At 70.9% G+C, this 26,672-nt stretch carries 30 protein-coding genes; 12 read left to right on the top strand and 18 right to left on the bottom strand.

Annotation, left to right across the window (positions count from 1 at the left end):
- Positions 1 to 121: 121 nt before the first annotated feature.
- From IQ210_RS42395 to IQ210_RS42380, 4 genes are all read left to right on the top strand, one after another.
- Positions 122 to 1,573 (top strand): APC family permease, encoded by a 1,452-nt coding sequence (locus IQ210_RS42395; RefSeq protein ID WP_194084587.1) that lies wholly within the window; start codon positions 122 to 124, stop codon positions 1,571 to 1,573.
- 88 nt (positions 1,574 to 1,661) lie between these two features.
- The gene (locus tag IQ210_RS42390) at positions 1,662 to 3,152 is read left to right on the top strand and encodes an aldehyde dehydrogenase (RefSeq protein WP_194084586.1); all 1,491 of its coding nucleotides are present in this window, start codon (positions 1,662 to 1,664) and stop codon (positions 3,150 to 3,152) included.
- On the top strand, positions 3,149 to 3,850 hold the full coding sequence (locus IQ210_RS42385) for a gamma-glutamyl-gamma-aminobutyrate hydrolase family protein (protein ID WP_194084585.1): 702 nt from the start codon (positions 3,149 to 3,151) through the stop codon (positions 3,848 to 3,850). The genes IQ210_RS42390 and IQ210_RS42385 overlap by 4 nt, the downstream gene beginning before the upstream one ends.
- A 9-nt stretch (positions 3,851 to 3,859) precedes the next feature.
- Positions 3,860 to 4,762 (top strand): hypothetical protein, encoded by a 903-nt coding sequence (locus IQ210_RS42380; protein ID WP_194084584.1) that lies wholly within the window; start codon positions 3,860 to 3,862, stop codon positions 4,760 to 4,762.
- Positions 4,763 to 4,805: 43 nt separating this feature from the next.
- On the opposite strand, the gene IQ210_RS42375 is transcribed toward IQ210_RS42380, so the two are convergent.
- The 3 genes from IQ210_RS42375 to IQ210_RS42365 are packed head-to-tail and all read right to left on the bottom strand — an operon-like array spanning position 4,806 to position 7,690.
- On the bottom strand, positions 4,806 to 5,654 hold the full coding sequence (locus IQ210_RS42375) for a bifunctional methylenetetrahydrofolate dehydrogenase/methenyltetrahydrofolate cyclohydrolase (protein ID WP_194084583.1): 849 nt from the start codon (positions 5,652 to 5,654) through the stop codon (positions 4,806 to 4,808).
- 49 nt (positions 5,655 to 5,703) lie between these two features.
- Positions 5,704 to 6,549, bottom strand: a complete 846-nt coding sequence (gene purU / locus IQ210_RS42370; RefSeq protein ID WP_194084582.1) for a formyltetrahydrofolate deformylase — start codon at positions 6,547 to 6,549, stop codon at positions 5,704 to 5,706.
- Positions 6,550 to 6,568: 19 nt separating this feature from the next.
- Positions 6,569 to 7,690 (bottom strand): aminomethyltransferase family protein, encoded by a 1,122-nt coding sequence (locus IQ210_RS42365; protein WP_194084581.1) that lies wholly within the window; start codon positions 7,688 to 7,690, stop codon positions 6,569 to 6,571.
- A 109-nt stretch (positions 7,691 to 7,799) separates the two neighbouring features.
- On the opposite strand from IQ210_RS42365, the gene IQ210_RS42360 reads away from it, so the two are divergent.
- Complete coding sequence (locus IQ210_RS42360) at positions 7,800 to 8,375, top strand: TetR/AcrR family transcriptional regulator (RefSeq protein ID WP_194084580.1); 576 nt, start codon at positions 7,800 to 7,802, stop codon at positions 8,373 to 8,375.
- A 16-nt stretch (positions 8,376 to 8,391) separates the two neighbouring features.
- Here IQ210_RS42360 and IQ210_RS42355 read toward each other — a convergent pair whose 3' ends face one another.
- The 6 genes from IQ210_RS42355 to IQ210_RS42330 form a co-directional block, all read right to left on the bottom strand.
- Positions 8,392 to 8,964 carry a MarR family winged helix-turn-helix transcriptional regulator gene (locus IQ210_RS42355; protein ID WP_194084579.1) on the bottom strand — a complete coding sequence of 191 codons (573 nt, stop codon included), beginning with the start codon at positions 8,962 to 8,964 and terminating at the stop codon, positions 8,392 to 8,394.
- Positions 8,965 to 9,072: 108 nt separating this feature from the next.
- A complete protein-coding gene (locus tag IQ210_RS42350) occupies positions 9,073 to 9,423 on the bottom strand; it encodes a VOC family protein (RefSeq protein ID WP_194084578.1) in 351 nt (116 codons plus the stop codon).
- A 37-nt stretch (positions 9,424 to 9,460) separates the two neighbouring features.
- A complete protein-coding gene (locus tag IQ210_RS42345; protein WP_194084577.1) occupies positions 9,461 to 10,531 on the bottom strand; it encodes a tyrosinase family protein in 1,071 nt (356 codons plus the stop codon).
- Positions 10,518 to 11,045 carry a hypothetical protein gene (locus IQ210_RS42340; protein ID WP_194084576.1) on the bottom strand — a complete coding sequence of 176 codons (528 nt, stop codon included), beginning with the start codon at positions 11,043 to 11,045 and terminating at the stop codon, positions 10,518 to 10,520. The genes IQ210_RS42345 and IQ210_RS42340 overlap by 14 nt, the downstream gene beginning before the upstream one ends.
- Before the next feature lie 137 nt (positions 11,046 to 11,182).
- A complete protein-coding gene (locus tag IQ210_RS42335; RefSeq protein WP_194084623.1) occupies positions 11,183 to 11,713 on the bottom strand; it encodes a DUF4396 domain-containing protein in 531 nt (176 codons plus the stop codon).
- A 96-nt stretch (positions 11,714 to 11,809) separates the two neighbouring features.
- Complete coding sequence (locus IQ210_RS42330; protein ID WP_194084575.1) at positions 11,810 to 13,243, bottom strand: MFS transporter; 1,434 nt, start codon at positions 13,241 to 13,243, stop codon at positions 11,810 to 11,812.
- Between the two features lie 118 nt (positions 13,244 to 13,361).
- Here IQ210_RS42330 and IQ210_RS42325 point away from each other — a divergent pair, with 118 nt between their 5' ends.
- Positions 13,362 to 14,012 (top strand): TetR/AcrR family transcriptional regulator, encoded by a 651-nt coding sequence (locus IQ210_RS42325; protein WP_194084574.1) that lies wholly within the window; start codon positions 13,362 to 13,364, stop codon positions 14,010 to 14,012.
- Between the two features lie 86 nt (positions 14,013 to 14,098).
- On the opposite strand, the gene IQ210_RS42320 is transcribed toward IQ210_RS42325, so the two are convergent.
- Positions 14,099 to 14,395 (bottom strand): heavy-metal-associated domain-containing protein, encoded by a 297-nt coding sequence (locus IQ210_RS42320; RefSeq protein WP_194084573.1) that lies wholly within the window; start codon positions 14,393 to 14,395, stop codon positions 14,099 to 14,101.
- Positions 14,396 to 14,640: 245 nt separating this feature from the next.
- On the opposite strand from IQ210_RS42320, the gene IQ210_RS42315 reads away from it, so the two are divergent.
- From IQ210_RS42315 to IQ210_RS42300, 4 genes are all read left to right on the top strand, one after another.
- Entirely contained in the window at positions 14,641 to 15,093 is a 453-nt protein-coding gene (locus tag IQ210_RS42315; RefSeq protein ID WP_194084572.1) for a hypothetical protein, read from the top strand.
- Positions 15,094 to 15,303: 210 nt separating this feature from the next.
- The gene (locus IQ210_RS42310; RefSeq protein ID WP_228049448.1) at positions 15,304 to 15,684 is read left to right on the top strand and encodes a hypothetical protein; all 381 of its coding nucleotides are present in this window, start codon (positions 15,304 to 15,306) and stop codon (positions 15,682 to 15,684) included.
- A 137-nt stretch (positions 15,685 to 15,821) separates the two neighbouring features.
- On the top strand, positions 15,822 to 16,925 hold the full coding sequence (locus IQ210_RS42305; protein WP_194084571.1) for a PLP-dependent cysteine synthase family protein: 1,104 nt from the start codon (positions 15,822 to 15,824) through the stop codon (positions 16,923 to 16,925).
- Positions 16,922 to 18,220: an MFS transporter gene (locus tag IQ210_RS42300; protein ID WP_194084570.1), complete on the top strand. Its 1,299-nt coding sequence runs from the start codon at positions 16,922 to 16,924 to the stop codon at positions 18,218 to 18,220. The genes IQ210_RS42305 and IQ210_RS42300 overlap by 4 nt, the downstream gene beginning before the upstream one ends.
- Before the next feature lie 82 nt (positions 18,221 to 18,302).
- Here IQ210_RS42300 and IQ210_RS42295 read toward each other — a convergent pair whose 3' ends face one another.
- The 7 genes from IQ210_RS42295 to IQ210_RS42265 all read right to left on the bottom strand — a co-directional run bounded on the left by IQ210_RS42295 (position 18,303) and on the right by IQ210_RS42265 (position 24,294).
- Positions 18,303 to 19,478, bottom strand: coding sequence for a permease (locus tag IQ210_RS42295; protein ID WP_194084569.1), 1,176 nt, complete (start codon positions 19,476 to 19,478; stop codon positions 18,303 to 18,305).
- Positions 19,479 to 19,592: 114 nt separating this feature from the next.
- The gene (locus IQ210_RS42290) at positions 19,593 to 20,090 is read right to left on the bottom strand and encodes a pyridoxamine 5'-phosphate oxidase family protein (RefSeq protein WP_194084568.1); all 498 of its coding nucleotides are present in this window, start codon (positions 20,088 to 20,090) and stop codon (positions 19,593 to 19,595) included.
- 76 nt (positions 20,091 to 20,166) lie between these two features.
- Positions 20,167 to 22,242 (bottom strand): MMPL family transporter, encoded by a 2,076-nt coding sequence (locus IQ210_RS42285; RefSeq protein ID WP_194084567.1) that lies wholly within the window; start codon positions 22,240 to 22,242, stop codon positions 20,167 to 20,169.
- A gap of 202 nt (positions 22,243 to 22,444) precedes the next feature.
- Entirely contained in the window at positions 22,445 to 22,759 is a 315-nt protein-coding gene (locus IQ210_RS42280; protein ID WP_194084566.1) for a hypothetical protein, read from the bottom strand.
- On the bottom strand, positions 22,756 to 23,097 hold the full coding sequence (locus tag IQ210_RS42275) for an ArsR/SmtB family transcription factor (protein WP_194084565.1): 342 nt from the start codon (positions 23,095 to 23,097) through the stop codon (positions 22,756 to 22,758). Before IQ210_RS42275 ends, IQ210_RS42280 begins: the two co-directional genes overlap by 4 nt.
- Positions 23,098 to 23,264: 167 nt before the next feature.
- The gene (locus tag IQ210_RS42270) at positions 23,265 to 23,789 is read right to left on the bottom strand and encodes a hypothetical protein (RefSeq protein ID WP_228049447.1); all 525 of its coding nucleotides are present in this window, start codon (positions 23,787 to 23,789) and stop codon (positions 23,265 to 23,267) included.
- A 1-nt stretch (position 23,790) separates the two neighbouring features.
- Positions 23,791 to 24,294, bottom strand: a complete 504-nt coding sequence (locus IQ210_RS42265; protein WP_322658116.1) for an ATP-binding protein — start codon at positions 24,292 to 24,294, stop codon at positions 23,791 to 23,793.
- 150 nt (positions 24,295 to 24,444) lie between these two features.
- Between IQ210_RS42265 and IQ210_RS42260 the strand changes: the two genes are divergently transcribed.
- Complete coding sequence (locus tag IQ210_RS42260; RefSeq protein ID WP_194084564.1) at positions 24,445 to 24,675, top strand: DUF397 domain-containing protein; 231 nt, start codon at positions 24,445 to 24,447, stop codon at positions 24,673 to 24,675.
- Between the two features lie 105 nt (positions 24,676 to 24,780).
- Positions 24,781 to 25,701 carry a helix-turn-helix domain-containing protein gene (locus IQ210_RS42255; protein WP_194084563.1) on the top strand — a complete coding sequence of 307 codons (921 nt, stop codon included), beginning with the start codon at positions 24,781 to 24,783 and terminating at the stop codon, positions 25,699 to 25,701.
- A 15-nt stretch (positions 25,702 to 25,716) separates the two neighbouring features.
- On the opposite strand, the gene IQ210_RS42250 is transcribed toward IQ210_RS42255, so the two are convergent.
- A complete protein-coding gene (locus IQ210_RS42250) occupies positions 25,717 to 26,535 on the bottom strand; it encodes an SAM-dependent methyltransferase (RefSeq protein WP_194084562.1) in 819 nt (272 codons plus the stop codon).
- Between the last annotated feature and the right edge of the window lie 137 nt (positions 26,536 to 26,672).

Here is a 26,672-nt window from a genome sequence, read left to right as displayed (position 1 = left end):
GGGCCGGGAAAAGGATCTTCCCTCAACCCCTTGCCAAACGGATAGTTCCGGCCCACGATGAGGCAACTCGTTTGGCCTAAAACAATTTCCCGCCCCTCCCCGTCCCCGGCAGGTGATTCGAGTGGACAGTCAGACAGCGGTCGCCACCCAGACCGCTCACGACCCCTCCATGGCAGGCAGGCTCAAGCCCGACTCTCTCGGAGTCCTCGGCATTCTCTTCTTCGTGCTCTCCGCCCAGGCACCGCTCACCGGCATCGCCGGCGCCGTGCCGATCGCGGTGGCCATCGGCAACGGCGCCGGCGCCCCGGCCGCCTACCTCGCGGCGGGCATCATCGTGCTGCTGTTCTCCGTCGGCTTCGTCGCCATGGGCCGCCATGTCGTGGACGCCGGGGCCTTCTACACGTACATCGGCAAGGGGCTCGGCCGGACGACCGGCTCCGGCAGCGCCGGGATCGCCCTGTTCGCCTACTGCGCCGTCCAGGCCGCCATGTACGGGCTGTACGGCGCCACGGTGAGCGGCCTGGTCGAGCACTACACCGACGTCCATGTGGCGTGGTGGATCTGGACCCTGGTCACCATGGTGATCGTCCAGGTGCTCGGCGCGTCGGGCATCGAGATGGGCGCCCGGATCCTCGCCGTCTTCGTGCTGGCCGAGTTCAGCATCCTCATCGCCTTCGCCCTCGTGACCCTGGTCAAGGGCGGCGGACCCGAAGGCCTCGGCTTCACGGACAGCTTCTCCCCCTCCGCCGCGCTGAGCGGTGCCCCGGGCGTGGCGCTGATGTTCGCCGTGGCATCGATGTTCGGCTTCGAGGCCACCGCCATCTACGGCGAGGAGGCCCGCGAACCCCGCAGGACCGTCCCCCGGGCCACCTACCTGGCCGTCGCCGTGATCACCGGCTTCTTCGCCTTCACCTCCTGGATGCTGGTCTCCGCGCACGGCGCCTCCCAGGTCACGGGCGAGGCGGGCAAGGCACTGCAGAGCGGGGACGCCACCTCCTTCGTCTTCGCGCCGATCGCCGACCTGTTCGGCGGCTGGGCGGGCGACGTCCTGCCCATCCTGCTGGCCACCTCCCTCTTCGCCGGCATCCTCGCCTTCCACAACTCCGCCAACCGCTACCTGTTCTCCCTCGGCCGCGAGCGGCTGCTGCCGCATGGGCTGACCGCCCTCAACCGACGGCACTCGCCCTGGGCGGCCGGGCTCGTGCAGACCCTCATCGCCGCGCTGCTGGTGCTGCCCTTCGCGATCCTGGGCAAGGACCCCGTGCTGACCCTCTTCTCCTGGTTCAGCGGGGTCGCGGTCCTCGGCGTCATGCTGCTGTACTTCCTGACCTCGGTGTCGGTCGTCGTCTTCTTCCGCCGCTCGCGCGCCGACACCCGGCCCTGGAACACCCTCCTCGCCCCCACCCTGGGCGCACTCGGCATCGCCGGCGCCATCTGGCTCATCGTCGCCAACTTCACCACCCTCATCGGCGGTGACCGCACCACGGCCCTCTGGCTGGAGCTCACCGTCCCCGCGGTCCTGCTCCTCGGCGTCGCCGCCGCCCGGCTGACGCGCACCCGGACCGCCGGCTGACTGTCCACCGATGCGGCCGGGACGGCTCCCGGCCGCATCGGCCTTAGTGCCGTACGGCACGAGACCAACGAATCGGAGACGGGGCACCGTGCTCAACGCCACCCATGAAGAACTCCTGCGCCGCGCCAAGGAAGTCGACCTCCCCACGCGCCACCACATCGACGGCGTCGACGAAGCCGGCAGCGGCGCCACGTTCGCCGTCGTGTCCCCGCGCGACGGCCAGACCCTGGCCCAGGTCGCCGACGCGGGAGAAGCGGAGGTCGATCTCGCGGTCGCCGCCGCCCGCCGCGCCTTCGACACCGGCCCCTGGCCACGCATGGCCCCCGCCGACCGCGGCCGCGCCCTGCTGCGCATCGCCGACCTCCTGGAACGGCACCGCGAGGAACTGGCCCTGACCGTCACCCTGGAGATGGGTAAACCCATCACGGACGCGTACGGCATCGAACTGCGCGCCGCGATCAACACGTTCCGCTGGTACGGCCAGCTCGCCGACAAACTCACCGACGAGTCACCCCACACCGCCCCCGACGCCCTCGCCCTGGTCACCCGCGAGCCGGCCGGTGTCGTCGGCGCCGTCGTACCGTGGAACTTCCCGCTGACGCTGGCGAGTTGGAAGCTCGCACCGGCGCTCGCCGCGGGCTGCACCGTCGTACTGAAGCCCTCGGAGAACTCCCCGCTGTCCGCGCTGCTCCTCGGCCGCATCGCGACCGAGGCCGGACTGCCGCCCGGTGTCCTCAACGTCGTCAACGGCGAAGGCCCGGTCGCCGGACGGGCGTTGGGCCTCCACCCCGACGTGGACGTGCTGGCCTTCACCGGCTCGACCGCCGTCGGCCGGCACTTCCTGCGCTACTCCGCCGACTCCAACCTCAAGCGGGTCTGGCTCGAACTCGGCGGCAAATCACCCAACATCATCCTCCCCGACGCCCCCGACCTGGAGCAGGCCGCCGCCACCGCGGCCTGGGGCATCTTCTTCAACCAGGGCGAGATGTGCACCGCCCCCTCCCGGCTGCTCGTCCACTCCTCGGTCGCCGACGGCGTCACCGACGCGATCGTCAGGCGGGCCCGCGAACTGCGGGTCGGCGACCCGCTCGACCCGGCGACCGAGATGGGCGCGATGGTCGGCGCGAACCACCTCGAACGGGTCCTCGGCCACATCGACACCGGCCTCGACGAAGGAGCCCGGCTGCGCGTCGGCGGCGGCCGCACCCTCGCCGAGACCGGCGGCAGCTTCCTGCGCCCCACCGTCTTCGACCAGGTGGACGCCGGCATGCGGCTGGCCCGCGAGGAGATCTTCGGCCCGGTCCTGTCCGTCCTCACCTTCGACGACCTGGACGAGGCGGTACGGCTCGCCAACGCCACCGAGTACGGCCTCGCCGCCGGCCTGTGGACCTCCGACCTGTCCACCGCCCACCAGGTCTCGCGCGCCCTCAAGGCCGGCACCGTCTGGGTCAACTGCTACGAGGAGGGCGACCTCACCGTCCCCTTCGGCGGCATGAAGCAGTCCGGCAACGGCCGCGACAAGTCCGCCCACGCCCTCGAGAAGTACACCGAACTGAAGACCACCTGGATCCAGCTGTGACCCGCCCCCTGATCGCGATCCCCGCCCGCTTCGCCGCCTCCACCTCAGCGCTGCGGTACGCCGCCGAGGTCAACGCCCGTGCCCTGATCGAGGCCGTCTGGCGCGCCGGCGGCGAACCGGCGAGCATCCACCCCGCCTCCGGCGACGTGCCCGAACGCCTCGCCCGCTTCGACGGCGTCCTGCTCCCCGGCGGCGGCGACCTCGCCCCGCACCGCTACGGCGCCACCGACACCCACGACACCGTCTACGACGTCGACGACGTGCAGGACGACTTCGACCTCGAAGTCGCCCGCGCGGCCCTCGACTTGGATCGGCCTCTGCTGGCGATCTGCCGCGGACTACAGGTCGTCAATGTCGCCCTCGGCGGCACCCTGGAGCAGGACATGGGCGGCCCGGACCGCGAACACCGGCACGTCGTGCACCCCGTGGCTATCCAGCGGGGCACGCTCCTGGAACAGGCCACCGGACAGGAGAAGATCGAGGCGTCCTGCTACCACCATCAACGCGTCCACCGGGCCGGGGTGGGCCTCACGGTCACCGCGCGGGCGGCCGACGGCACGGTGGAGGGACTCGAACTGCCGGGTGTCCAGGGCTGGTTCACGGCCGTCCAGTGGCACCCGGAGGACACCGCCCACGAAGACGCCGCCCAGCAGGGCCTGTTCGACGCGCTCATCCAGGCCGCCCACGGCAGACGCTGAGACGAGGACATGGCTCTCTTCGGCCGCGGGCGTCAGGGCCCCCGCCTCGCGCCGGAACTCGACGACGCCCCGCTGGGCCGGGTGCTGAAGAGCGTGGCCACGGCCCGGGGCGTCGGACCGCAGGACCTCGCCATCGCCCAGGTGGAGCGGCTCCTGCGCGAGACGGGAGGCGACTGGGACCGCCGCTCCCACCGGATCGGCGTGCTCGCGCACGCCGCGCCCTCGCTGGCCCGGCACTGGCGCGAACGCCGACCCCACGATCCGGACGCGCTCGTCCTGGCCGCGTGGGCCGAACTGGTCGCCGATCCATGGCAAGCCCTGGCACTGTCCCGTGCCGCGGCCCAGGCCCGCCCGGAGGATCCCACTCCTTGGGTGGGCGCGCTGGCGGCGGTGCGGCTGCTGGGGCGGCCGAGCGCCGAAGTCCTCCCGGTCTGGGCCGAGATCCGCGCGCGTGACCCGTGGCACCGGGAGGCACATCTCCAGGCCCTCGGCTATCTCTCACCCGAGGAGCAGGGAAGCCACAGCGCCCTGCGGGACTTCCTCGACGACATCACCGCGCTCATGCCGCCGGACGCCCCGGCGGCATGCCTGCCGTTGACGGCCGCCGTGCGCCAGTACCACCGCGACCTGGACGGCGGGGGCATCCGCGCACTGGGGGCGAGCCGCTACTGGGCCCAGCCGCACGTCGCACGCGTCCTGGACCAGGCCGCGTCCCTCTGGCCGGTTCCCGGTGCTCTCCGCCATGCCGCCGCCGTCGCGGACCTGGGGCTCCTCGCCTACGCCCTCGTCCGTGCGGGCCGCGCGGCGCAGGCCCGCCCCGCCTTCTCGGCGATCGACGGGCTGGTGACGCCCTGGCCGTGGGGCCACGACGGGGACGCGGTGGAGCGCTATGCGCACTGGAGCCGTCCGTAGGTTGTGAGGCGATGGCCCGGGGCCGGTACCGGCCCCGGGCGTCTCAGCCGCGCTCGGCCGCCTCGACGACGTTGGTCAGCAGCATCGCCCTCGTCATGGGGCCGACCCCGCCGACCGGCGGCGCCAGCGAGCCGGCGACCCGGTCCACGTCCGGATGGACGTCACCGAGAATGCCTTCCACGGTCCGGGTGATACCGACGGACAGCACGGTGGCGCCGGGCTTGATCCAGTCGGGTCGGACCAGATGGGCCACGCCGGCCGCCGCCACGACCACGTCGGCGACGCGCGCGTGGGCCGCCGTGTCCTGCGTGGCCTCGTGGCAGAGGGTCACGGTGGCGTGCTCGGTGGCGCGGGTCAGCATCAGGCCGAGCGGGCGGCCCACGGTGATCCCGCAGCCGATGACACAGAACTGCCGTCCGGTGATGGGCACTTGATGGCGCCGCAGCAGATCGATGATGCCGCGCGGGGTGCAGGGCAGCGCCCCCGGGATGCCGAGGACCAGACGGCCCAGGTTCGCCGGGTGGAGCCCGTCGGCGTCCTTGCCGGGGTCGACGAGCTCCAGCACCGCGTGGGTGTCGATGTGCGCCGGCAGCGGCAGTTGGACGATGAAGCCGGTGCAGGCCGGGTCGGCGTTGAGCCGGAGCACGGCCGCCTCGACGTCGGCCTGCGTGGCGGAGGCGGGCAGTTCCACCCGGATCGACGCGATGCCGACCTGGGCGCAGTCGCGGTGCTTGCCACCGACGTAGGAGTGGCTGGCCGGGTCGTCGCCGACGAGGATGGTGCCCAGGCCGGGGGTTGTGCCGCGGCTCTTCAACACCTCCACCCGCTGGGCGAGTTCACGCTTGATGTCGGCCGCTGCGGCCTTGCCGTCGAGCAGCGTCGCGGTGGTCATGTCGTACGGGCCTCTCGGTACGGGCGGCAGTGGCGTCTCGGTACGGGCATCAGGCGAAGACGACGGTGCGGGAACCGGTGAGGACGACCCGGTCCTCGGCGTGCAGCCGGACCGCCCGGGCCAGGACGAGCCGCTCGACGTCCCGGCCGATGGCGACCAGCTCCGGCGCGGTGTGGCGGTGCCCCACGCGGACGACGTCCTGCTCGATGATCGGGCCCTCGTCCAGGTCGGCGGTGACGAAGTGGGCGGTGGCGCCGATGAGTTTGACGCCCCGCTCGTGGGCCTGGTGGTAGGGCTTGGCGCCCTTGAAGCCCGGCAGGAAGGAATGGTGGATGTTGATGACCCGGCCGGACAGCCTGCGGCACAGGTTGTCGGAGAGCACCTGCATGTAGCGGGCCAGCACCACGAAGTCGACCCGGTGCTCGGCGACGAGGCGCAGCAACTCCGCCTCCGCCTCCGGCTTGGTGTCGCGGGTGACCGGGAGGTGGACGAAGGGGATGCCGTACCGCTCCGCTATCGGGGCCAGATCGGGGTGGTTGGAGACGATCAGCGGGATGTCGAGGGGCAGTTCGCCGAGCTCCCAGCGGTAGAGCAGGTCGACCAGGCAGTGGTCGAACTTGGAGACCATCAGCAGCACCCGGCGGCGCTGCTCCTCGGGCCGGACGGTCAGCACCGGGTCGAACCGGGCCAGCCGCAGGGCGAGTTCGTCCCGCAGCCGCTCGGTGCCGGCCTCGGGTGTCTCCAGGCAGACGCGGATGGTGAACACGCCGGTGCCGGGGTCGGAGAACTGGGCGCTCTCCAGGATGTTGCCCTTGGCCTCGGCGACGCCCGCGGCGAGCGCGTGGACGATGCCGGGCTGGTCGGGGCACGTGAGGGTCAGGATGTAGCGCTGCATGGCTGCGGTGCCTTCCGGCTCAGGCCCGTACGCGGGCGCGCTCGGGGTCGTACACGGGCGTGGGCCGTACCGTGGCGTCGGCCTTGGAGCCGTCGGCGGCGACGGCGGTCAGCGCGGTGCCGGACTTCACGGCGTCCCGGTGCACCCGGGCCAGGCCGAGGGTGGCGCCGGCGAGCGCGGGGGAGGGCACGGCCATCGTCACGTAGCCGATGTCCCGCCCGTCCAGCTCCAGTCGCGCACCCTCGGCGACCTCCGGCGCTGCCTCCACGACGACGCTGACGACCCGCCCCGCCGCGCTGTCCTTCTTGGCGAGCAGCGCGTCCCGCCCCTGGAAGGGGCCCTTGTCGAAGTCGAGCGCCCAGCCCATCCGGCACTCGAACGGCGTGACCGTCCGGTCGTACTCCAGCTCGCCCATGATCATCCCGGCCTCGGTACGGCAGGTCAGCAGGGCGATCGCACCGAAGGCCCTGATCCCGAAGTCCGCGCCGGCGGCGAAGACCGCGTCCCACAGCTCCAGCGCCCGCTCGCGCGGCACCTGGATCTCGTAGCCGAGCTCGGCGGTGAACCCGAGTCGGCTCACCTGGGCCGGAATCCCGCCGACGGGGGCGTCGGGCAGGAAGGTGTAGTAGGGGAAGGCCTCGTTGGAGACGTCGAGGTCGGTCAGGCGCTGAAGGACCTGGCGGCTGCGCGGGCCCTGGAGGGTCAGGACGGCGGACTCGTCACGGCGTTCGGTGACCGTGGTCCCGGCGGGCGCGTGCGCGGCCAGTGACTCTTGGGTCGCGGGGTTGCCGCCGGTGACGACGACATGGTGGGCCGCGAGCACGGCCACGGTCACGTCGTCCAGCATCATGCCCTCGGCGTCGACGACGACCCCGTAGGCGATGCGTCCGGCACCGAGCCCGCCGACGCTGCGGGAGAAGACGGCGTCGACGGTGGCGACGGCCGCCTCGCCCTCGACATGCCACTTGTAGAGCATCGAGTACTCGGAGGCGCCGACAGCGGTGCGGATGGCCTCGTACTCCTCGGCCGGATCGCCGAGGGCCAGCGGTACGGCGTTGCCGTAGACGTCGATCCATTCCTCGACGCGGTCCGCGTAGCGGGGTGAGAACGGGGTGGTGCTCAGACCTTCGGGGACGGCCATGAGGGCTCCAGGGGAGAGGGGATGCGCGATGCAGCGAGAATCTATCCATCTGGATAACTTGTCAATAGGATAGTTTGGAGGGCATGGACCGCACGCGAGGAGGAGGCCGATGACCGCCGACACGGGGGAGGACGCCCGGCCGGGCTACGGCGAGGGGCGCGAGGCGCTGCTCGCCGCGGCGGTCCGGGTGGTGGCCCGCGGCGGCCTGCGGAAACTGACGTACCGCTCCGTCGCCGCGGAGGCCGGTGTCACGCACGGGCTGGTCGCCCACCACTTCGGCTCCCGCGACACCCTGCTCGAACAGGCACTCCAGTGGTGCGTCGAGCGGAGCATCGAGACGTCCTCGCTCGTCCCCGCCAGCGGCAGGCTCGAGGACTTCGCCGCGCCCCTCGCCGACTTCATCGCGGCCGACCCGGACCTACAGGCGTTCCAGTACGAACTCAAACTCGAAGCGAACCGCAGACCGGAGCTGCGGCACCACGTCGAGACGCTCTACGACGCCTACCGCGACGCCGTCCGCGAGGCGCTGGCCTGCTTCGACGTACCGCAGGAGATGGCGGAGGTGGTCTTCGCGGCCCTGGACGGCCTGGTCTTCCACCAGGTCACGGCGGGCACCCCGGCCCGCACCAAGGAAGGCGTCGCGGTACTGCAACGCTTGCTCGCGGCGCACCGCAAGCAGACATGACCGGCGTGCCGGTTGCTCAGGCCTTACGGCGGCGGCCGCTACGACGAGGTGCGGGCGCGGCGCCCCCGAGGAGGGCCTGCCGGCGCTCCTCTCCACTGCCCTCCACCTGGAGCACGACCCGCCGCAGCCCGTCGGCGACGGAGCGGCACTCCTCGTCGCTGAGCTGCTCCGTGACGAAGGCCTCTTCGTCGTTGAACGCCGGGAAGACGCGCTGCATGAGCTGCTGCCCCTCCTCGGTCAGACTGAGCAGCACCAGCCGTCCGTCGCTCGGATGGTCCGCACGCTGTATCAGCCCCCGCCCCTCCAGCGTCCGGGCGACTCCCGTGAGCGTCCCCTTGGAGATCCCGGCCTCCTCGGCCACATGCCGCGTCTCCGACTCCCCCCAGATCCAGACGACCCAGAGCACCACGAACGCGGTCCACGTCAGATCGACGCCGCGCAGCACCGAGTTCTCCAGGTGCTGCCGTACAGCCGAGGCGGCACGGTAGATGTTGGCGACCACGGCCATCTGCTCATGCCGGATGGGGATACCGCCGAGCTTGGCCTCCGCCAGCTTCTCGGCCTCGGTGATGGATCGGTGGCCGGGCACGGGCACGCTCCCTTCGGACCCGCGGGTCACGAGTCCTCACGATTACCGTTCGGGTCCAAATTGTACGTACGGTACGCATCGAGCGTGCACGGCGGTCGCCGGCCGGGGTTACAAACTGTGGGCGATGGGATGCAGCGGTTGGTACAGCGGAAGTTCGGCGCCGCTCGGGAGCCGGACCGCCGTCAGCCTGCCCCAGCGCTCTTCGCTGATCGGGCGGGTGACCTCTACGCCCTGGGCGCGGAACTCGTCGAGCTGGGCATCAAGGTCGGCGCACATCAGGTAGAACTCGTGCTGAGGCGGGCCATCGGTCGGGTGTACGGCGACTTCGGCCGGGGGCAGCTTGAAGATGAGCCACCCGCCGCCCGCATCGACGCCGGGAAAGCCGAGGACGTCACGGATGAAGGCACGGTCCTTCTCGGCGTCCTGGCTGTAGACGATGACATGCGCACCGTTGATCATGGCTTGCTCCTGTCCATCGACGGGTCGGTGGTCGTGCTCAGGCGTAGTGGTAGCCCTCGGTGTCCATGGTCTGCGTGTCGAGTACGTCGAGCACGGTCACGGCGTCGTCGCCGGTGAAGTCCGTTAGGAGCGCCTTGAGTTGGGGTGGCTGGGCCGTGTCGTAGCCGGGCGTCGTGCCCACCCAGGGCCACATCTTGTCGTTGAGGCCGTGGCCGGGTGGCTGTGGTTTGTTGGTGGACGGGGAGAGCTGCTGCGGCGGAGGATAGTGGTCCTTCGGCTTCGAGCCGGGGACGGCGGCGAGGCGCCGGGTCTGCCAACTGGCCCACAGGCGGTCGACGTTGGCGTGATGGAGCCAGAAGACCGGGTCGTTGGGCGAGAAGCCGCCGGACATGTGGCCGCCGATGAAGTTGTGCCCGGTGTTGTGGGTGGGCGTGAACACCTGCGCCCCGTTGGCGGCTTGAGCCATGAAGCCCTCTTCCAGCGCGGCCCAGAAGAACCAGAAAGGGTGCACGCCGGGCTGTTGCAGCACGAGCTGTTCGAGTTGGGCGATCTGGGCCTTCCCCGGGGGCCAGGTCAGTGCGCCTCTGCCCCGGGCCAGTCTGGTCCCGAAGCCCTCTGTGAGAAGGGGGTGGACCGGGAAGCCCTTCGCTCCCGCGATGTCGGTCGGCCACCAGGCCGGGCGCTCGGCCGGCGGGACCGGGCTGCGCAGCACGCTGTCGGTGAGCGGTTTGGGGGCGCCCGGGTTGAGGGAGCCCAGGAAATCGCCGGTGAACAGCTTGTCGAGGGCACCTGTGTGATCGGTCCAGTCCCAGTACGGCACGGTGACGCCGGGCACCTCGGCCTGGAGCGCCTTCTCGAACTGTCTGACGTACTGGCGGTGCCAGGCACAGAACCCGATGTTCCAGTGGGCGTAGTTGACGGGCGGGTTCGGGGGCGATCCCGGCGGGAGGACGGTCATGACCGCGGTGTGCAGGGCGACGAACTGGTCGTAGACGCTCACGCCCGCGGGGCCCGACGGGGCGGGCCGGTGCTTGAGGCGGATGACGGCCTCCAGGAAGCGGTCTCGTTCCTGGGGGGTGAGGTCGACGGCGTTCTTACGGATGTCCATGGCTGTGCCCTCCGCCCTGGTGGTCGTGACCGGGCTGAGGGGGTTCATCGCCGGGCGGATGCTGGTGTTCGAGGTGGCCGGTGGCGGGCACGGCGAACAGGCCCGCGAAGAACGGGCGGCCGGGATCGTCGCTCAGCAGCCGGCTGATCAGCGCGCGCAGCGTCTCACCGGTCTTCGTCCGCAGCGTCAGCTCGCTCTGGTACATGCTCGCGGGTCCCAGATCGATCTGGAGCAGTACGCCGGAGCGGTTCGACGCGACGTCGATCTGCGCGGGCTCCACGCCGACCAGGCCGCAGTGGATGCTTCCTTCCAGGGTGTCGGCGAGTTCCTGGAGGCGGGGGGCGGTGCAGCCGTCGAAGGGGGAGAGGGTGGTGAGCAGGGTCAGCTGCTCGATGAGCATCCGGGGGCCGGTGACGGCGATCCGTATCTCGGGAGCGTCGACGAGCAGGTCCACCAGCGAGGCTCCCCCCTTGGTGAGGGCGGCCGTGCTGGTTGCGGCTGGGGATGGGGTCATGTGTCCAGCGTTGAATCCGTCGTCCGTCCACGCGACCGGGGACGTCTGAACGAGGGCCTGCGCCTTTACCGCAACATGCCGGGGGCGCCCCGATGTTCTGGGGCGCCCCCGGCATGGTCGTGCTGGTCCGGCCGTGGTCAGTGGTAGGCGTGCACGACGGCGTGGCCCTTGCCGCGGCCGATCATCCACTTGTTGACCGGGGTGGTGATCAGGAACGCGACCGCGAAGCCGCCGAGCAGGGCGTACCAGAACAGGCCCTCGGAGAGGTGGGCGTCCATCGCGCCGGGCGTGATGGCGATGATGGCGTTGTCGACCAGTTCCATCACGGCGATGGAGACGGTGTCCGCGGCGAGCGCGACCTTGAGAGCGGTCTTCAGGTCCAGGCCGGCCCGGCGGACCGCCAGGAGGGTGAACGAGTACCCGAACACGAACGCGAGCGCGATCGCCAGGATCATGGTCGGTACGTTGCCCCAGCTCAGGGCGGTGCCGACGACCATGCCGAGGATCTCACCGATGGCGCAGCCGGTGAGGCAGTGGAGCGTTGCCTTCGCGGCCATCGCCCAGGATGTTCCACCATGTCCGCCGTGACCGTGGTGGTCATGGCTGTCGTGGCCCTCGTGCGTGCCGTGGTCGTGCGCGGTGCCGGCGTGGTGCGCGGTGTGGTCCATGATCTCGTCCCCCATGTCCTCAGGAGTGGCCCGGCTTCTCGGGCCTCACAGGCATGAACCATATACCCCCCAGGGGTATAGCGCCAGGCTTTCCCGTCAGTGCACGTGCGGCCCTCCGGTCAGCTGCGGCTTGCCGCCCGGCACCAGCCCCAGGGCCACTACGGCGCTCACGGCCGCCGCCGTCGCGCAGACGGTGAAGGCGTCCGTGAAGCCGTCGACCGAACCGGACTCGAAGCCCGAGGCGGCGATCGTCGAGACGACCGCCACCCCGATCGAACCGCCCACCTCGTGGAAGGTGTTGACGACTCCGGAGGCGAGGCCCGCCTCGTGGTGGTCGACCATGCCGAGCGCGGTGGTGGTGGCGGTGACGAAGACGGCACCGAGGCCGAAGGAGGCGACGACGAAGCCGGGCAGCAGACCCGTGTACACACTGCCGTCCGCGGACAGCCGGGTCAGCGGCACGGAGCCGGCGGTGGCGATCGCCATGCCGGTCACGGCGACCGCGCGGCTGCCGACCCGGCCGACGAGCCGGGAGGCGAGGTGGGCCCCGATGCCGGTGGCCACGGCCACCGGCAGGAACAGCAGACCGGTCCTCAGCGGGCTGAAGCCCCGGACGTGCTGGAGATGGACCGAGCCGAGGAAGAAGTACGCGATCAGCAGCGCGGTGGCGATCAGCATCAGGAACGCTCCCGCCAGCACCGGGCGCCGGGTGAACATCCGCAGGTCCATCAGCGGGGCCCGGCCGACCCGCTCGGCGACGGCGAACCCCGCGTACAGCACCACCGCGGCAGCCAAGGGCACGAGCGTGGCCGTTCCGCCCCAGCCCGCGTCCCCCGCCTTCACCAGGCCGTAGATCAGCGAGCCGGTGCCGGCGGTGACCAGGAGCGCGCCGGGTATGTCGAGCCGGGCCGGTTGCGGGGCCCGGGCCGGGACGAGCGCGGGCAACACCGTGAGTACGGCCAGGCCGATGGGCACGTTGACGTAGAACACCCACTGCCAGCCCGGGCCGTCGGTCAGCGCGCCGCCGATCAGCACCCCGGCCGCCGCGCCCGAGCCGCCGATCGCCGCCCACACGCCCAGGGCCTTGTTGCGTTCGGCGCCGTGGAAGGTGGTCGTGACGATCGACAGCGCCGCGGGGGAGAGCAGCGCGGCACCGACGCCCTGGGTGATCCGCCCGCTCAGCAGCATCGCCGCGCTGTCGGCGAGCCCAGTGACCAGCGACGCGGCGGTGAACAGGGCGAGCCCGGCGAGGAGCGTACGGCGGGCCCCGAACGCGTCGGCGAGACGACCGCCGAGCAGCATCAGACCGCCGAAGCACAGGGTGTACGCCGTGACCGCCCAGGTCAGCGTCGCCCGGTCCAGCTGGAGGTCGGCGGCCATGTCGGGCAGCGCGACATTCACGACGGTGACGTCGAGGATCAGCATGAACTGCGCGACACAGATGACAGCGAGAGCCGCCCAGCGGCGCGGATCGGCCGGCGGGTGGCGAGAGTCCGAGATGTGGCCGGTGCTCGTTGATGGATGGGTCATGATCCGTCCTTGTCGCTGTGGTCATGAGCTTGCGGAAGCATGCGGCTCTGGCTGAACTGTACGGTGCAGTTCATGTGAACTCAACTGTTCAGTTCAGTCGATTGCTATGATCAAGGCCATGAGCGTGGACAGCGTCAAGCAGCCCCCCAGCGGCCCCCGCGCCGAACTCAAGCGGCGGGCCATCGTCCGGGCCGCCCGCGAACTCTTCCTGCGGGACGGCTTCGGCGTCGGCATGGACGCCATCGCCGCCGAGGCGGGCGTGTCCAAGGTGACCGTCTACAACCACTTCGGCAGCAAGGAAGCGCTGTTCAGCGCGGTCATCAGCAGCGCCCTGGACGAGCCCCTCGGGCACGCCTCATCGGCCGCGCTGGAAGGACTGGCCGAGGCCGAGGATCTCCGGACGGCCCTCATCGAGGCCGCCCGCGCCTGGGTGCACGCCGTCAGGACGAACAAGGACGTCACCGCCCTGCGCAATCTCGTCGCCGCCGAGCATCACCGCTTCCCCGAACTCGGGCGGGGCTGGCAGGGGCACGGTCCGGAAAGTCATCACCCTGCCGTCGCCGGCGCGCTGCGCGAACTCGCGGACCAGGGACGGCTGGTCATCCCCGACCTGGAGACCGCGATCATCCAGTTCTACGCGCTGCTGGTCTTCCCTCACATGGTCTTCAGCACCTACGGCACCCACATCGAGGACGACCTCGCGGACCGCCTCGTCGTCAGCGGAGTGGACATGTTCCTCGGTCACTACGGTCCGGGGCGGAACCGCTGACCACATGCGCCGGGTGCCCTGCTGTCTGACGCAGGGCACCCGGTAGGGATGTGTGTACGTTCATCGGGTGTCGGTGACGGGGCTGCTCACGCCGTGCCGACGAGCTCGTAACCCGCCTCGTCGACGGCGGCTCGGACGGCCTCCTCGTCGAGCGGGGCGGCGGACACGACCGTCACCTCGCCGGACGCGGCGAGGGCCGTGACCGAGGTGACGCCGGCCAGCGCGGATATCTCCTGGGAGACGGCGCCCTCGCAGTGGCCGCAGGTCATGCCGGCGACCTTGTACACGGTGCTGACCCCGCCGACCTGGACGTCGGTCGTCGTGCCGGAGTGGCAGGAACCCGCGGGGGAGCAGCAGGAGCCGGAGTTCGTCTGGTCGGTCATGGCTTCATCCTCAGGTCTCGGTGCATGGGTTGTGGTCGGGAGGAGCGCTGTCTCCGCTCCGTCCGACGTCTGTAACCATATACCCCCTGGGGGTACTTATGAAGTGCGGATCGGCCGCCGTCGCGGGGCATCGTGCACACGGGCCCGGAGTCCTCGCCGAAGCAAATCGGTCATGTCGTGGCGCGTTGCTGCGCTGTGGCGCGGGAGTTGACGGTCCCAGGCCCATGAGCCGCTAGTATCACGGCATGATTACGGCCCGGTCGCTCCTGTGCGTGCCGCGGGTCCGCGTTGCCGCGGGCCCGTTGCTGCGGGTGTCGACGCTGGCCGTGCTGCTGTTCGGCCTCGTGCTCACCCATGGTCTCCACGCCGAGAGCGCCGAAGGGCACCTGGTCACCGGCGTGACAGGGCCCGCGGCCGTCTCGGTCGCCGCGGACGTCGGCGTGGCCGACGAGCCGGCCGTGTCCCGGCTGGCCGCGATAGGTGAGCCGCGTGAGGGGCATGGCTCCTCGCATCCGAACGAGCACTGCGTATCCGGCCAGCCGCAGCAAGGACCGGTCCTGACGCCACCGTGCTTTGCAGTGTCCGTTGGCGAATCCGCCGTTCCAGGACGGTACTTGGCGCAGCGGGCCTTCGGCGGGCCGGTGCTCGCCGCCGTGCCGTCAAGCGCTCGGAGACTGTCCGCGGTGCAGCAGATCTAGAGGCCGGAGGCCCGAGCGGCCGTCGACAGACGAACGCGTCTGCGCCCGACCGCCACGACCGTGGACGCGGCATAGCCGCCGTCATCTCCGTCCCACCCCCACCTCGCCTGTCACGCTCCCTTCGGCCGCGGGCTGCATCAGCCGTGACCGAAGGGGCGGCGCGCGCATGGAGGACCTGTGCCGCCACCTTCCCGTACGCCCACGCCTGCCTTGTCGCACCCACTTCTCGTCCTGCTGCGTGCCGCGCTGCTGGCGGTGATCGGCCTGTGCGCCCTCGTCCACGGCCTGTCCGGCGGGGAGGGCCGGCCGGCCACCGGCGTCACCGCCATGTCGTACCCGGCGTCGACGGCGGGCGACGCGGTGCCCCACGGGCCGTATCGGCACCACGGCGACGAGGAATGCGCCCTGGACGCGGCCGTCCTGGCGACGGCTCAAGCGGCGCAGCACGCACCCGCCGAGGCGGGGGCTGCCGCACTCGTCGGCGCATCCGTGGCCCAGGTGGGGCCGGTCGCGGGCCGGACGCCGTACCGCCGCGACAGAAGAAGTACGGGCAGGACCGCGCTCGTTCGCACCTCGCGGTGGCGCATCTAGACCTCTCCGCCGCAGCCGACCGTTCCGGGTCGGTTGCCGCGGCACGGCTTCGCACGCACGGACGGGTCGCCCGTCCGTCGTGCGGCCGTGGCGCGAGATGAGCACGCACGCGTATTCATCGAGCGAGAGCGAACAAGATGCAGTCACTGACGAACACCGCCGTCACGCCCGACCGGTCCGCCCTGTCGGCGCTCGTGGGCGGCACACCGCTGCTGCGGGTGTCCGAGCCGCTGACCCCCGCGGACCGCGGCTTCTGGGCCAAACTCGAGGGCTTCAACCCCGGCGGGATCAAAGACCGGCCCGGCCTGCACATGGTGGAACGGGCCCGCGCCCGCGGCGAGTTGCGACCCGGCGCCCGGGTCATCGAGTCCACCAGCGGCACCCTCGGCCTGGGCCTCGCCCTGGCCGGCCTGGTCTACGGCCACCCGGTCACCCTGGTCACCGACCCCGGTCTGGAGACGTCCATGACCCGGCTGCTGACCGCGTACGGCGCCGAGGTCGACGTGGTCTCCGAACCGCACCCCACCGGCGGCTGGCAGCAGGCCCGCCGCGAACGGGTCAGGTCCCTGCTGGACCGGCACCCCGGCGCGTGGTGCCCGGACCAGTACAACAACCCCGACAACACCAGCGCCTACACCCCGCTCGCCCTGGAACTGGCCGCCGAACTCGGCCACATCGACGTCCTGGTGTGCAGCGTGGGCACCGGCGGACACTCCGCCGGGGTCTCCCGCGTGCTGAATCAGCTCTACCCCGAGGTGACAGTGGTCGGCGTCGACACCATCGGTTCCACGATCTTCGGACAGCCCGCCCGGCCGCGGCTGATGCGCGGCCTCGGCTCCAGCATCTACCCCCGCAACGTCGCCTACGACGCCTTCCGCGAGGTCCACTGGGTGGCACCGGCCGAAGCCGTGTGGACCTGCCGCCAACTGGCCACCTCCCACTACGCCACCGGCGGGTGGAGCGTGGGGGCGGTCGCCCTGGTCGCCGGCTGGCTGGCCCGCACCCTGCCCGCGCAGACCCGCATCGCGGCGATCTTCCCCGACGGACCGCAGCGCTACCTCGGCACGGTGTTCGACGACGACTACTGCGCCGCCCACGGCCTGCTCGACTCCCCGCCCGCGCCCGAACCCGAGGTGATCGGCCGCGCGGACGAGAAGGAGGTCACCCGCTGGACCCGCTGCACCACCGTGGCCGACCCGCTCACCTCGGACACCGGCGACCAGGCGGAGGAGAGCCGGTGAAGGGCACCCTCGCGCAGGTCCGCAGTTACGAACGCAGCGTCCAGCTGCTGATGGTCAACCAGTTCACCATCAACCTCGGCTTCTACATGCTGATGCCCTATCTCGCCGCTCACCTGTCCGGCACCCTCGGCCTGGCCGGCTGGGTCGTCGGACTCGTGCTGGGCGTGCGCAACTTCAGCCAGCAGGGCATGTTCCTCGTCGGCGGGACCCTGGCGGACCGCCTCGGGTACAAGCCGATGATCGTGGCGGGCTGCGTGCTGCGCACCGTCGGCTTCGCGATGCTCGGCCTGGTCGACTCACTGGCCGCGCTGATCGCCGCCTCCGCGGCCACCGGGCTCGCCGGGGCCCTGTTCAACCCGGCGGTCCGGGCGTACCTGGCCGCCGACGCCGGGGAGCGCAGGGTCGAGGCGTTCGCCCTGTTCAACGTCTTCTACCAGGCCGGAATCCTGTTGGGCCCGCTGGCCGGGATGGTCCTGACCGGAGTGGACTTCCGTGTCACCTGTCTGGTCGCCGCCGGGATCTTCGCGCTGCTGAGCGTAGTGCAGCTCCGCGCGCTGCCCGCCCGCCGCGCCGAGGACACCACGGACCGGCAGAGCGAGGGCGGCGACGGCGTGCTGGCCCAGTGGCGCGGCATCCTGGCCAACCGGCCGTTCCTGCTCTTCTCGGGCGCCATGATCGGCTCCTACGTGCTGTCCTTCCAGGTCTATCTCGCCCTGCCGCTGGAGGTGCGCCGACTCGGTGGCGAAGGGGAGTTCGGTACGGCGGCGGTGGCGCTGCTCTTCGCGGTCTCCGGACTCGGCACGATCCTCGGGCAGACACGGGTGACCGCCTGGTGCAAGGCCCGGTACGAACCGGGGCAGGCCCTCACCCGAGGGCTGGCCGTGATGGGCGTCGCGTTCGTACCGCTGCTGGCGGCCACCGCCGTACCCGTGCCGGCGTCCGGCATCGGGCTGTGGCTGCTGGCAGCCGTGCCGCCGACCCTCACCGCGCTGCTGCTGGCCGCCGGCACGATGATCGCGTACCCCTTCGAGATGGACACCATCGTCCGGCTCGCCGGTGACCGTCTCGTGGCCACGCACTACGGCCTGTACAACACGATCTGCGGCATCGGCATCACCCTGGGCAACCTGCTCACCGGCGCCGCACTCGACACCGCCCGCGAGGCAGGCATGCCCGCGCTGCCGTGGATCTCGCTGGTGGCCCTCGGCCTCGCCTGCGCGGCCGCCCTGTACGGACTGCACCGCACCGGACGACTGGCCGACCCGGCTCCTCAACTCCGGCCTGTCACGGCCTGACCCACAGGCCGGGACGCGAGGCAGGGGTGGACGCGGTGCGCGCCCGCCCCTGCCTCGACCGCGCCATCCACGGTCCGTGGGGTCAGTGTTCGTGCGCGCTCGTGTGCCCGTCGGATGATCCGTGCCGCTCCGGCGCCTCGCCCATCATCCGCAGCATCGCCGGACCGCCGGTGCGCCAGAACCGTAGGAGCAGTGTGGCGGCCAGCAGCAGGAACACGATGTTGAGCCAGGTCGTGTAGTTCCAGGTGATCCCTTCCTCGGGGATCGTGGCGTCGGCCTGGTCCGGGATCAGCCCCAGACCGCCGAAGGCGAACTCGACGGCGTACCCGGCGACGGCCATCGCGGCGAAGAACGTGACCAGCAGGAAGACGGCCGTCCGGGCGCCGTAGTACTTCCGGTAGATGTTCAGGATGGGCAGGATCAGCAGGTCGGCGTAGATGAAGGCGATCACCCCGCCGAAACTGATGCCGCCCTTCCACAGCACCACGGCCAGCGGCACGTTGCCGATCGAGCAGACGAACGTCGCGATCGCCACCAGCGGCCCCACGAGCGGTCCGACCAGCTTGGCGGCGAGAGGATGGTCCGCCAGGAAGAAGGTGTGCCAGAAGCTGTCCGGCACCCACGCCGCGATCGCGCCCGCGATCAGCAGCCCGGCCACCAGGTCCCGCAGGATCGCGGCCCACTCCATGACGAAGATGTGCGCGACGGACGTGAAGCCGTTCCGCGAGAACAGCCGGCGCGCGAAACTGCCCTCGCCCTGCACGGACATGTCCATCGCCGCATGGCCCTCCATGGAGCCCGCCACCCCGCGCTCCGCCTGCTCACGGGCCTGGCGCAGCAGCCGTTCGCGCAGGAAGAGCCGGAACAGGACGGCGAGCACGACGATCATGATGGGCCCGCCGACGAACTCGGCCGCCGTGAACTGCCAGCCCATCAACAGAGCCATGATGATGCCCAGTTCGATGACCAGGTTGGTCGAGGCGATCTCGAAGGCCATGGCGGCGGTGAAGTTCGCGCCCTTGCGGAACAGGGAGCGGGCAAGGGCCACGGCCGCGTAGGAGCAGGAGGACGACGCCGCCCCGAGCCCCGCGGACAGGGCCAGCGTGCGGGGCCGGTCGTCGCCGAGCAGCCGTACGACCGTGGAGCGGCGGACCACCGCCTGCACGACTGCGGACAGGGTGAAGCCGAGGATCAACGCCCAGGTGACCTCCCAAGTCATCGACCCGGCAATGGACAAGGCGTGCCTGATCGCATCCATGGACCCACCGCTCTCCGAGGAGTTGTGACCGTCGGAGAGTATCCCCCCAGGGGGTATCCCATGCGGGGAAGTGGGCGGCGGCGGGTGCCGCAGGCCGCCGGTTCGAGCCCGCGTTCAGGCGTGCTCACGCTCGGCGCGTTGCCGGATCAGCTCCTCGACGGCGCTCGGCAGCGTCGTCTCGAAGTCGATGAGCTTCACCCAGGTCGGGGTCACCACGATGCGGACCATGCCGTCGTAGAGCGAGCGGACCTCGGCCTCCCACTCGACGCGCTGCTCGGGCGTCATCACGTACGAGCCGTTGATCTGGAGGTACTCGTCCGGGATGCCGTCGACGACGTCGAGTTCGGCGCGACCGCGGATGAGCAGGATCTTGGGCGGGTGCACCTCGGTGTCGATCGTCAGGGCGACCATCGGGTTCTCGCGCAGGGCCGGCAGCTTCGGGGCGTTCTTCGTGGTGCACATGACGATCTCGGAACCGTTCCACGTGAACGCGATCGGGATGTTCCTGGGCGTGCCGTCCTTGGCCACGTACGCCAGCCGGACCACGTCGCGCGCCAGCAGCTCCCGGCTGATCGGCGACTGCAGAATCTCGGCGATCTCGGTCGCTCGCATGACTGTCCTCCAGGGGCGTTGTCGTCGTCTTCCACCCGGGGACGGAGCGGCCCGGGCGTTCTCGACATCTGGCGTCTCATGCGGCCTCATGCGAGGGCGGAGATCCGGCTGGGCGGCCCGGCCACCAGAACCAGCGGCCCAGGTCCAGGGCGAGGGCGGGGACCAGGATCGTGCGGACCAGGAAGGTGTCCAGGAGGACGCCGACGCCGACGAGGACGCCCATCTGGGCCATCGTCACCAGCGGCAGCCCCGCGAAGATCGCGAACGTGGCGGCCAGCACGACGCCGGCCGAGGTGATGACGCCGCCCGTGGTGGTGAGCCCTTCCAGGACGCCGCTCTCGTGACCCAGCCGCCTGGTCTCCTCCTTCACCCGATGCATGAGGAAGATGTTGTAGTCGATGCCGAGGGCGACCAGGAACACGAAGCCCAGCAGCGGAATCGACCAGTCGACCCCCGCGAAGCCGAGGACGTGCTCGAACAGGAGGTTCGAGGCGCCGAGGGCGGCCACGAACGACAGGACGACCGTGGCCAGGAGCAGCAGCGGGGCGATCAGGGCCCGCAGCAGCACGATCAGGACGGCCAGGACGACGAGGAGCACGATCGGGACGACGGTCGTCAGGTCACGGTCGGCCGCCCGCTGCGTGTCGAGGGTTTCCGCGGTCGTGCCCCCCACGAGGGCGGCCATCGGGTGCACGGCGTCGCGCAGGGCGTCGACGGTGTTCTTGGCGGCCTGGCTGTCCGGGGCGTCGCGCAACACCACGGTGAGCGCGGTGAGTTCGCCGTCCGGGGTGCGGTCGGCCGCTGTCTCGACGCGGGCGACGCCGTCCACCGCGGCCGCGGCCGCCGTGACCTCGGAGGCCCGGTCGGTGCGGGTGACGATGTCGGCGGGGTCGGACGCGCCGGACGGATAGTGGGCCGAGATCCGTTCCTGGGCCACGACCGATTCGGGCTTGTCCTGGAACAGCTCCGCCTGGGTCAGGCCCATGCTGATGCCCGCCGCGCTGAGCGCGAACGCCGCGGTGACGGCGGCCGACAGCAGCCACGACCAGCGGGGGCGCAGGGCGACGGCGGATCCGATGCGGGACCAGATGGCGCGCGGTGCCCGGACGGGTGTGCCGTGGCGTGGGACGAACGGCCAGAACACCCAGCGGCCCGTGAGGACGAGCAGCGCGGGGAGCACGGTGACCATGGCGAGGAGGGCGCAGACCACGCCGATCGCGCCCACGAGCCCCAGCGAGCGGGAGGAGTTGATGTCGGCGAAGGCCAGGCAGCACAGGCCGACGGCGATGGTGGCGGCGGAGGCCAGGATCGCGGGGCCCGAGCGGCGCAGCGCGATCCGCATCGCCGCGTGCCGGTCCTCGTGGCGGTGCAGTTCCTCGCGGTAGCGGGCGATCAGGAGCAGGGCGTAGTCGGTGCCGACGCCGAAGACCAGGACCATCAGCACGCCCGCGCTCTGCGGATCGACGGGCAGCCCGGCGTGCTTGGCCAGCAGGTAGGTGGCCACCTGGGTGAGAACGGCGGCGAAGCCCACCGACAGCAGCGGCAGCAGCCACAGCACCGGGCTGCGGTAGGTGAGCAGCAGCAGGACGGCCACCACCAGAGCGGTGGCCAGCAGCAGGGTGGTGTCGAGGCCGTCGAAGACCGCGACCGAGTCGGTGAGCGAACCGGCGGGCCCGCCGACCGCGATGTTCACGCCGGGCGGGGCGTGGGCGCCGGCCACCGTGCGCAGCTCGTCGACCTTGTCGGTGACGTCGTCCTCGCCGTCCAGCGGCACGACCGTCATCACGGCCTCGCCGTCCTCGGACGGGATCGGCTGCGAGACCTTCTGACCGGCGGGGACGTAGCGTGCGAAGGCGTCCCGGTCACGTTCCGCCGTGGCCTTGGCGCCCTCGCCGGTGTACACGACGACCGCCGGCATGAGGGTGTCCGTACGGAACTTCTCCAACTCCGTGTTGACCCGCGCGGATTCGGCGCCGCGCGGCAGGAAGGCGTTGGGTCCGGACTCCTCGACGTCGCCGAGTTTTCCGGCCAGCGGGCCGAGGGCGACGGCCAGGATCAGCCAGGCCGCCAGGACCAGCATCCCCCAGAGGGGGGACCGCCAGCCACGCCGCTCGCCGGGCGCGAGGGCGACGCGCTGCAACAGCGCACGCATGGGTAATCTCCTTACGTAGGGAGCGCGCCGCCGATCCGTCTCGACGGTCGGCGTCAGGGCGCACGGGACCCGCACCACGGCGTGTTCAGGTGTGACGACCTGCCGTGGCGCAGGAATCGGGTGTGTCCGAGCTCGATGCTTCCTCGGTACGGCCGGGAGTTGCCGCTCCCGGCCGTACGTCTTGGCTCTTCGAGCCGGGCGTCTATTCGATCTCGCGCATCATCTTCTCCATCGAGGACACCGCGAGCCGCGTCTGTGTCAGCTCGTCCAGGGTCTGCCGCTGCTCCTCGACCGTGCGGCGCTGCAACTCCACGGTGTCCTCAAGGAGTTGGGCGTAGCGCGTGGCGAGGTCCTTGTACTGCTGCTCGCGCGCGGCCAGCATGCGGGCCCGCCAGGTGGCGGCGATCTGCCAGACGATCACGATCAGCAGGCTGAAGAGCCCGGCCGCGCCCACGGCGCCGACGACGGCGCCCACCACGTCGTCGCCGGCGGCGAGTGTCACCTGTTCCCCATTCACTTCGCTTCCTCTTTCTCGGCCTCGGTGAGCGTGGCTGCCGCCCGGGCGATGATCCGGGGCGTCAACTCGTAGAAGAACGGCGTGACGTCGAAGTACTTCATCGCCTTGCCGTCCTCGGCGAGTTCGAGCGTGCCGACGACCAGTCCCGCCGCCTCCAGTCGCTGCAGGTGCATGTGCAGCAGCGGTCGGCTGATGCCGATCTCGCGCGCCAGCGCACTGACGTAGTTCCGGCGCTCCAGGAGTGCCGCGACGATGCGCATCCGGTGCGGATTGCCGAGGGCGGAGAGCACCTTCAGCAGCTCGTCGCCCGTCGGTGCCGCAGGCGGGACCTCGGGCATCGCGGCCCCTTTCCGTCATACCTGTCAGAAAAGGCTGACAGGGGCAGCCAGCACCTGTCAAAGATTCCTGACACATATCGGGGGAGGATGGGGGACATCTCAGGGTCGGCTCGGGGGTGGGGTCGGGGAGCCGGTGTTGCCGGAGGTGAGGAGCCGGGCCGTGGGTTTCAGTCGGCCAGCGTGGAGGCCAGCGCCTTGGTCGCGTCCACGAGTTCGAGGTCCTGCTCGGCCAGGAGGCCCGGGAGGGTGCCGCGTTGGGCGCGCACGGCGTGACGGGCGGCGGATTCCCACTCGACGTGGTGTCCGTGGCGGCGGAGTTTCGGGTAGGCGGCGGCCGTGGTCTCCCATTGCCGGGCATCGGCGATGTTCCGCAGCAGGCGCAGGATCTGTGCGCGGCATGTCGTCTGCGGGCGCCGAACCAGGTCCCACAGGAACGGGACTGTCACGGCGGTGGCCTGCCCGACCACGAAGCCGTGCCGGCAGATGCGGTGCCGCAGTCGGTCCAGTGCGTCCTGCGCGGCGGCTTCGTCGCCCGAGGCGATGGCGGCGAGCAGGTAGGGGATGGCGGCGGCGGACCCCGTCGAGTCCTCGATGTCGCCCCAGGGCACGAGACCGACGTCGCGGAGTGTGGTGGCCTGATCGGACCGCCGCACCGTTTCCTCACCGCCTGCGTGCTCGGTGAGTGGTCGCATGTCAGGCGCCCCCTGTGGCCAGCATGGCCCAGACGGTCTTGCGTGAGGGGGTGTGGCGCGTCCAGCCCCAGTGCTGCGACAGGGCCTCCACGATCAACAGGCCACGGCCGTGTTCGCTGAACGCGTCCGGCGCGTGCGCCGCACGCGGAAGTCCGGCGCCCTGGTCGGTCACGGCACAGACCAGGTGGGCCGTGCGGCGCGTGAGTCGCAGCCATACGTCGCAGTCGGCGTCGTCGGGGGTGTCGCTCTTGCGGCCGTGCAGCACGGCGTTGGCGGCGAGTTCGGAGACGATGGTCAGCGCGTCGTCCCGGCACTCGCCCAACTCCCATTCACCCAGCATGCGGTCGGTGAACTCACGGGCCAGCGCGCATCCCTCGTTGCTGCCGGGCAGGCGCAGGGTGGCGGTGTGGCGTGTGGGGCGCGATGCGGGGGAGAGGGGCGCGGCCTGGTGTGCCGGGACCCCGATCGGGCCAGACCAGAGTGCTGGGCGCGCGGGCTGCGACACGGCATCTCCTGAGGTGGCGTCAGGGCGTCAGGACCAGGCGCCAGTGCGGGTGTTGGCGACGGGGTTATTATCCACCTCGAAAGCCAGTCCGTGCAATTTCACGAGAAATTGCGCGTGTGGATCGAGCCAGTCGTGCGCGAGGAGACTGCAGTGACGTCAGTTCCGAACGGGGTGCAAGCGAGTTCACTGGGCGTCCGCTGGACCAAGAGCCGGCACAGCAACGCCGAGGGCAACTGCGTCGAGGTGGCGCCGTTGGTCGAGGGAGGTGTGGCGATCCGCAACTCCCGGGATCCGCACGGACCCGCGCTGGTCTACACGTCCGCCGAGGTCGCGGCCTTCCTGGCCGGGGTGAAGGACGGCGAGTTCGACGACCTGCTCTGAAGGGCGATCGGCGCGGCCCGCACCCGGCTCCGGCCCGGAACATGCGCACAGGGCCCAACCGGTGCGATAATGCGGGCTGTTGCCCTCCGCCCACGGGGAGTCAGGATGCCCTCGGAATCACCGCGTGTCTCCCGGCTCGAGCCGTACCTGCATCGCGCCGAGCCCGCGCCGACCCTGCTGAAGATGCTGGTCGGCGTGCAGCTGGCGGGCCTGCGCGAGGACGCGGCCATGGCGCAGGAACAGGCGGCGCGGGCCGTGGGGTTCAGCCCGGCGAAGCTGTCCCGCATCGAGGCGGGCAAGGGCCGCCGACCACCCACCGAGGACGACGTCCGCGCGCTGCTGGACCTGTACAAGACGGATGAGTACGAGGCGTCCGTCCTCCTGCAACTGCTGCGGCGAGCCGGTGAGCCCGGCTGGTGGCAGCGCTTCGACAAACGGTTGATGCCGGAGTGGTTCGACCGGCTCGTCGGCTTGCAGGAAGCGGCCGATTCCATCCGTACGTTCGAGATCCAGTACGTCCCCGGACTGCTCCAGACTCCCGCCTACACACGCGCCGTCGTGCAGCGTGGCCTGCCCTCGGCCCCGGACCGCGAGGTGAACCGCCGCGTGGAACTGCGCACCAAGCGCGCGGAGCTGCTGGGGCGGCCGGACGCGCCGCAGTTGTGGGCGATCGTCGACGAGTCCGTGCTGCTGCGGGTCATGGGCAGCCGCGACATCATGCGCGAACAGCTGGAACATCTCGTCACGATGGCCGAGCAGTCGCACGTCGTCATCCAGGTCGTCCCCCTGGACGTGACCAACGCCTCCGCACCGGCCATCCCGGTCACCTACCTGCGCTTCGGCGGTCTCGACCTCCCGGACATCGTCTACCTGGAGCACATCAGGAGCGCCACGTTCCTGGAGGACCGCGACGAGACCGAGCAGTACCGCGTGGCGCTGGACCAACTGGCCGACGACGCGCTGAGCCCCCGTGACTCCCTCGGTCTGCTGCGCGAGACCGTCAAGCAGAGGTACGGGGGCGAGTGAGCCGGTGCCGCTCCGTCACAGGATGCGGCCGGCTCCGCCGAACTCGATCCACTCCTGGGTGAGTTGACGCGGCGCCACTTCGTTGTCGGGCCGCCAGGTGGACACCTCCACCAGGCCGGGTTCGAGGATCTCCAGCCCCTCGAACCACTGCGCGACGTCCTTCTCCTCGCGCACTCGGCCCCAGTGCCCCTGCGTGGCCTTGTCCATGAAGTCGGTGACGAATTCCCGCACCTTCGGGTCCTCGCTGACCAGTTGGCACATCACGAGGCAACTGCCGGGCGCGAGCCGCTCGGTCACCCGCTGCACCACGGCGAGGGGGCCGTCCGTGTCGCTGTCCGGGATGCAGTGGAACACCGAGTTGAACAGCACGCCCACCGGCTGCGAGAAGTCGATGAGACGCTGGGTGTCGGCGTGGGAGAAGATCACGTCGGTGTCGCGCATGTCGGCCTGGATCACGGCCGTACGGTCGTTCTGGTCCAGCAGCGCGCGGCCGTGCACCAGCACCATCGGGTCGTTGTCCACGTACACCACGCGCGAGGTCGGGTCGATGCGCTGGGCCACCTGGTGCACGTTGTTCTGCGTGGGCAGACCGGACCCGTGGTCCAGGAACTGCCGGATGCCGTACTCCTGCGCCAGCGTCCCCACCACCCGCTGGAGGAAACTGCGGTTGTTCAACGCCAGCGCCCGGGTGCTGGGCACCACCTTGTCCAGCTCCTCGCAGGCGGCACGGTCGACCGCGTAGTTGTCCTTGCCGCCCAGATAGTGGTCGTACATGCGCGCGGCCGTCGGAACCGTGGCGTCGATCTTGGTGGACAACCGCTTCCCGGACTCCATCGTCTCCCCAGTCACCTACCGCACCGAGCTGACCGGTGCGTGAGGCAATCCATCCTAGAGACAAGGGACTTGACCCAGCCACCGTATGTGCGAAGTCCCCACAGTCGGCGCGGTGCGCCCGCGCCGACCACAGATGC

It is taken from the genome of Streptomyces justiciae, from assembly GCF_015163075.1.
GTDB lineage: Bacteria > Actinomycetota > Actinomycetes > Streptomycetales > Streptomycetaceae > Streptomyces > Streptomyces justiciae.
This window is presented reverse-complemented; position numbering and strand designations above follow the sequence as displayed.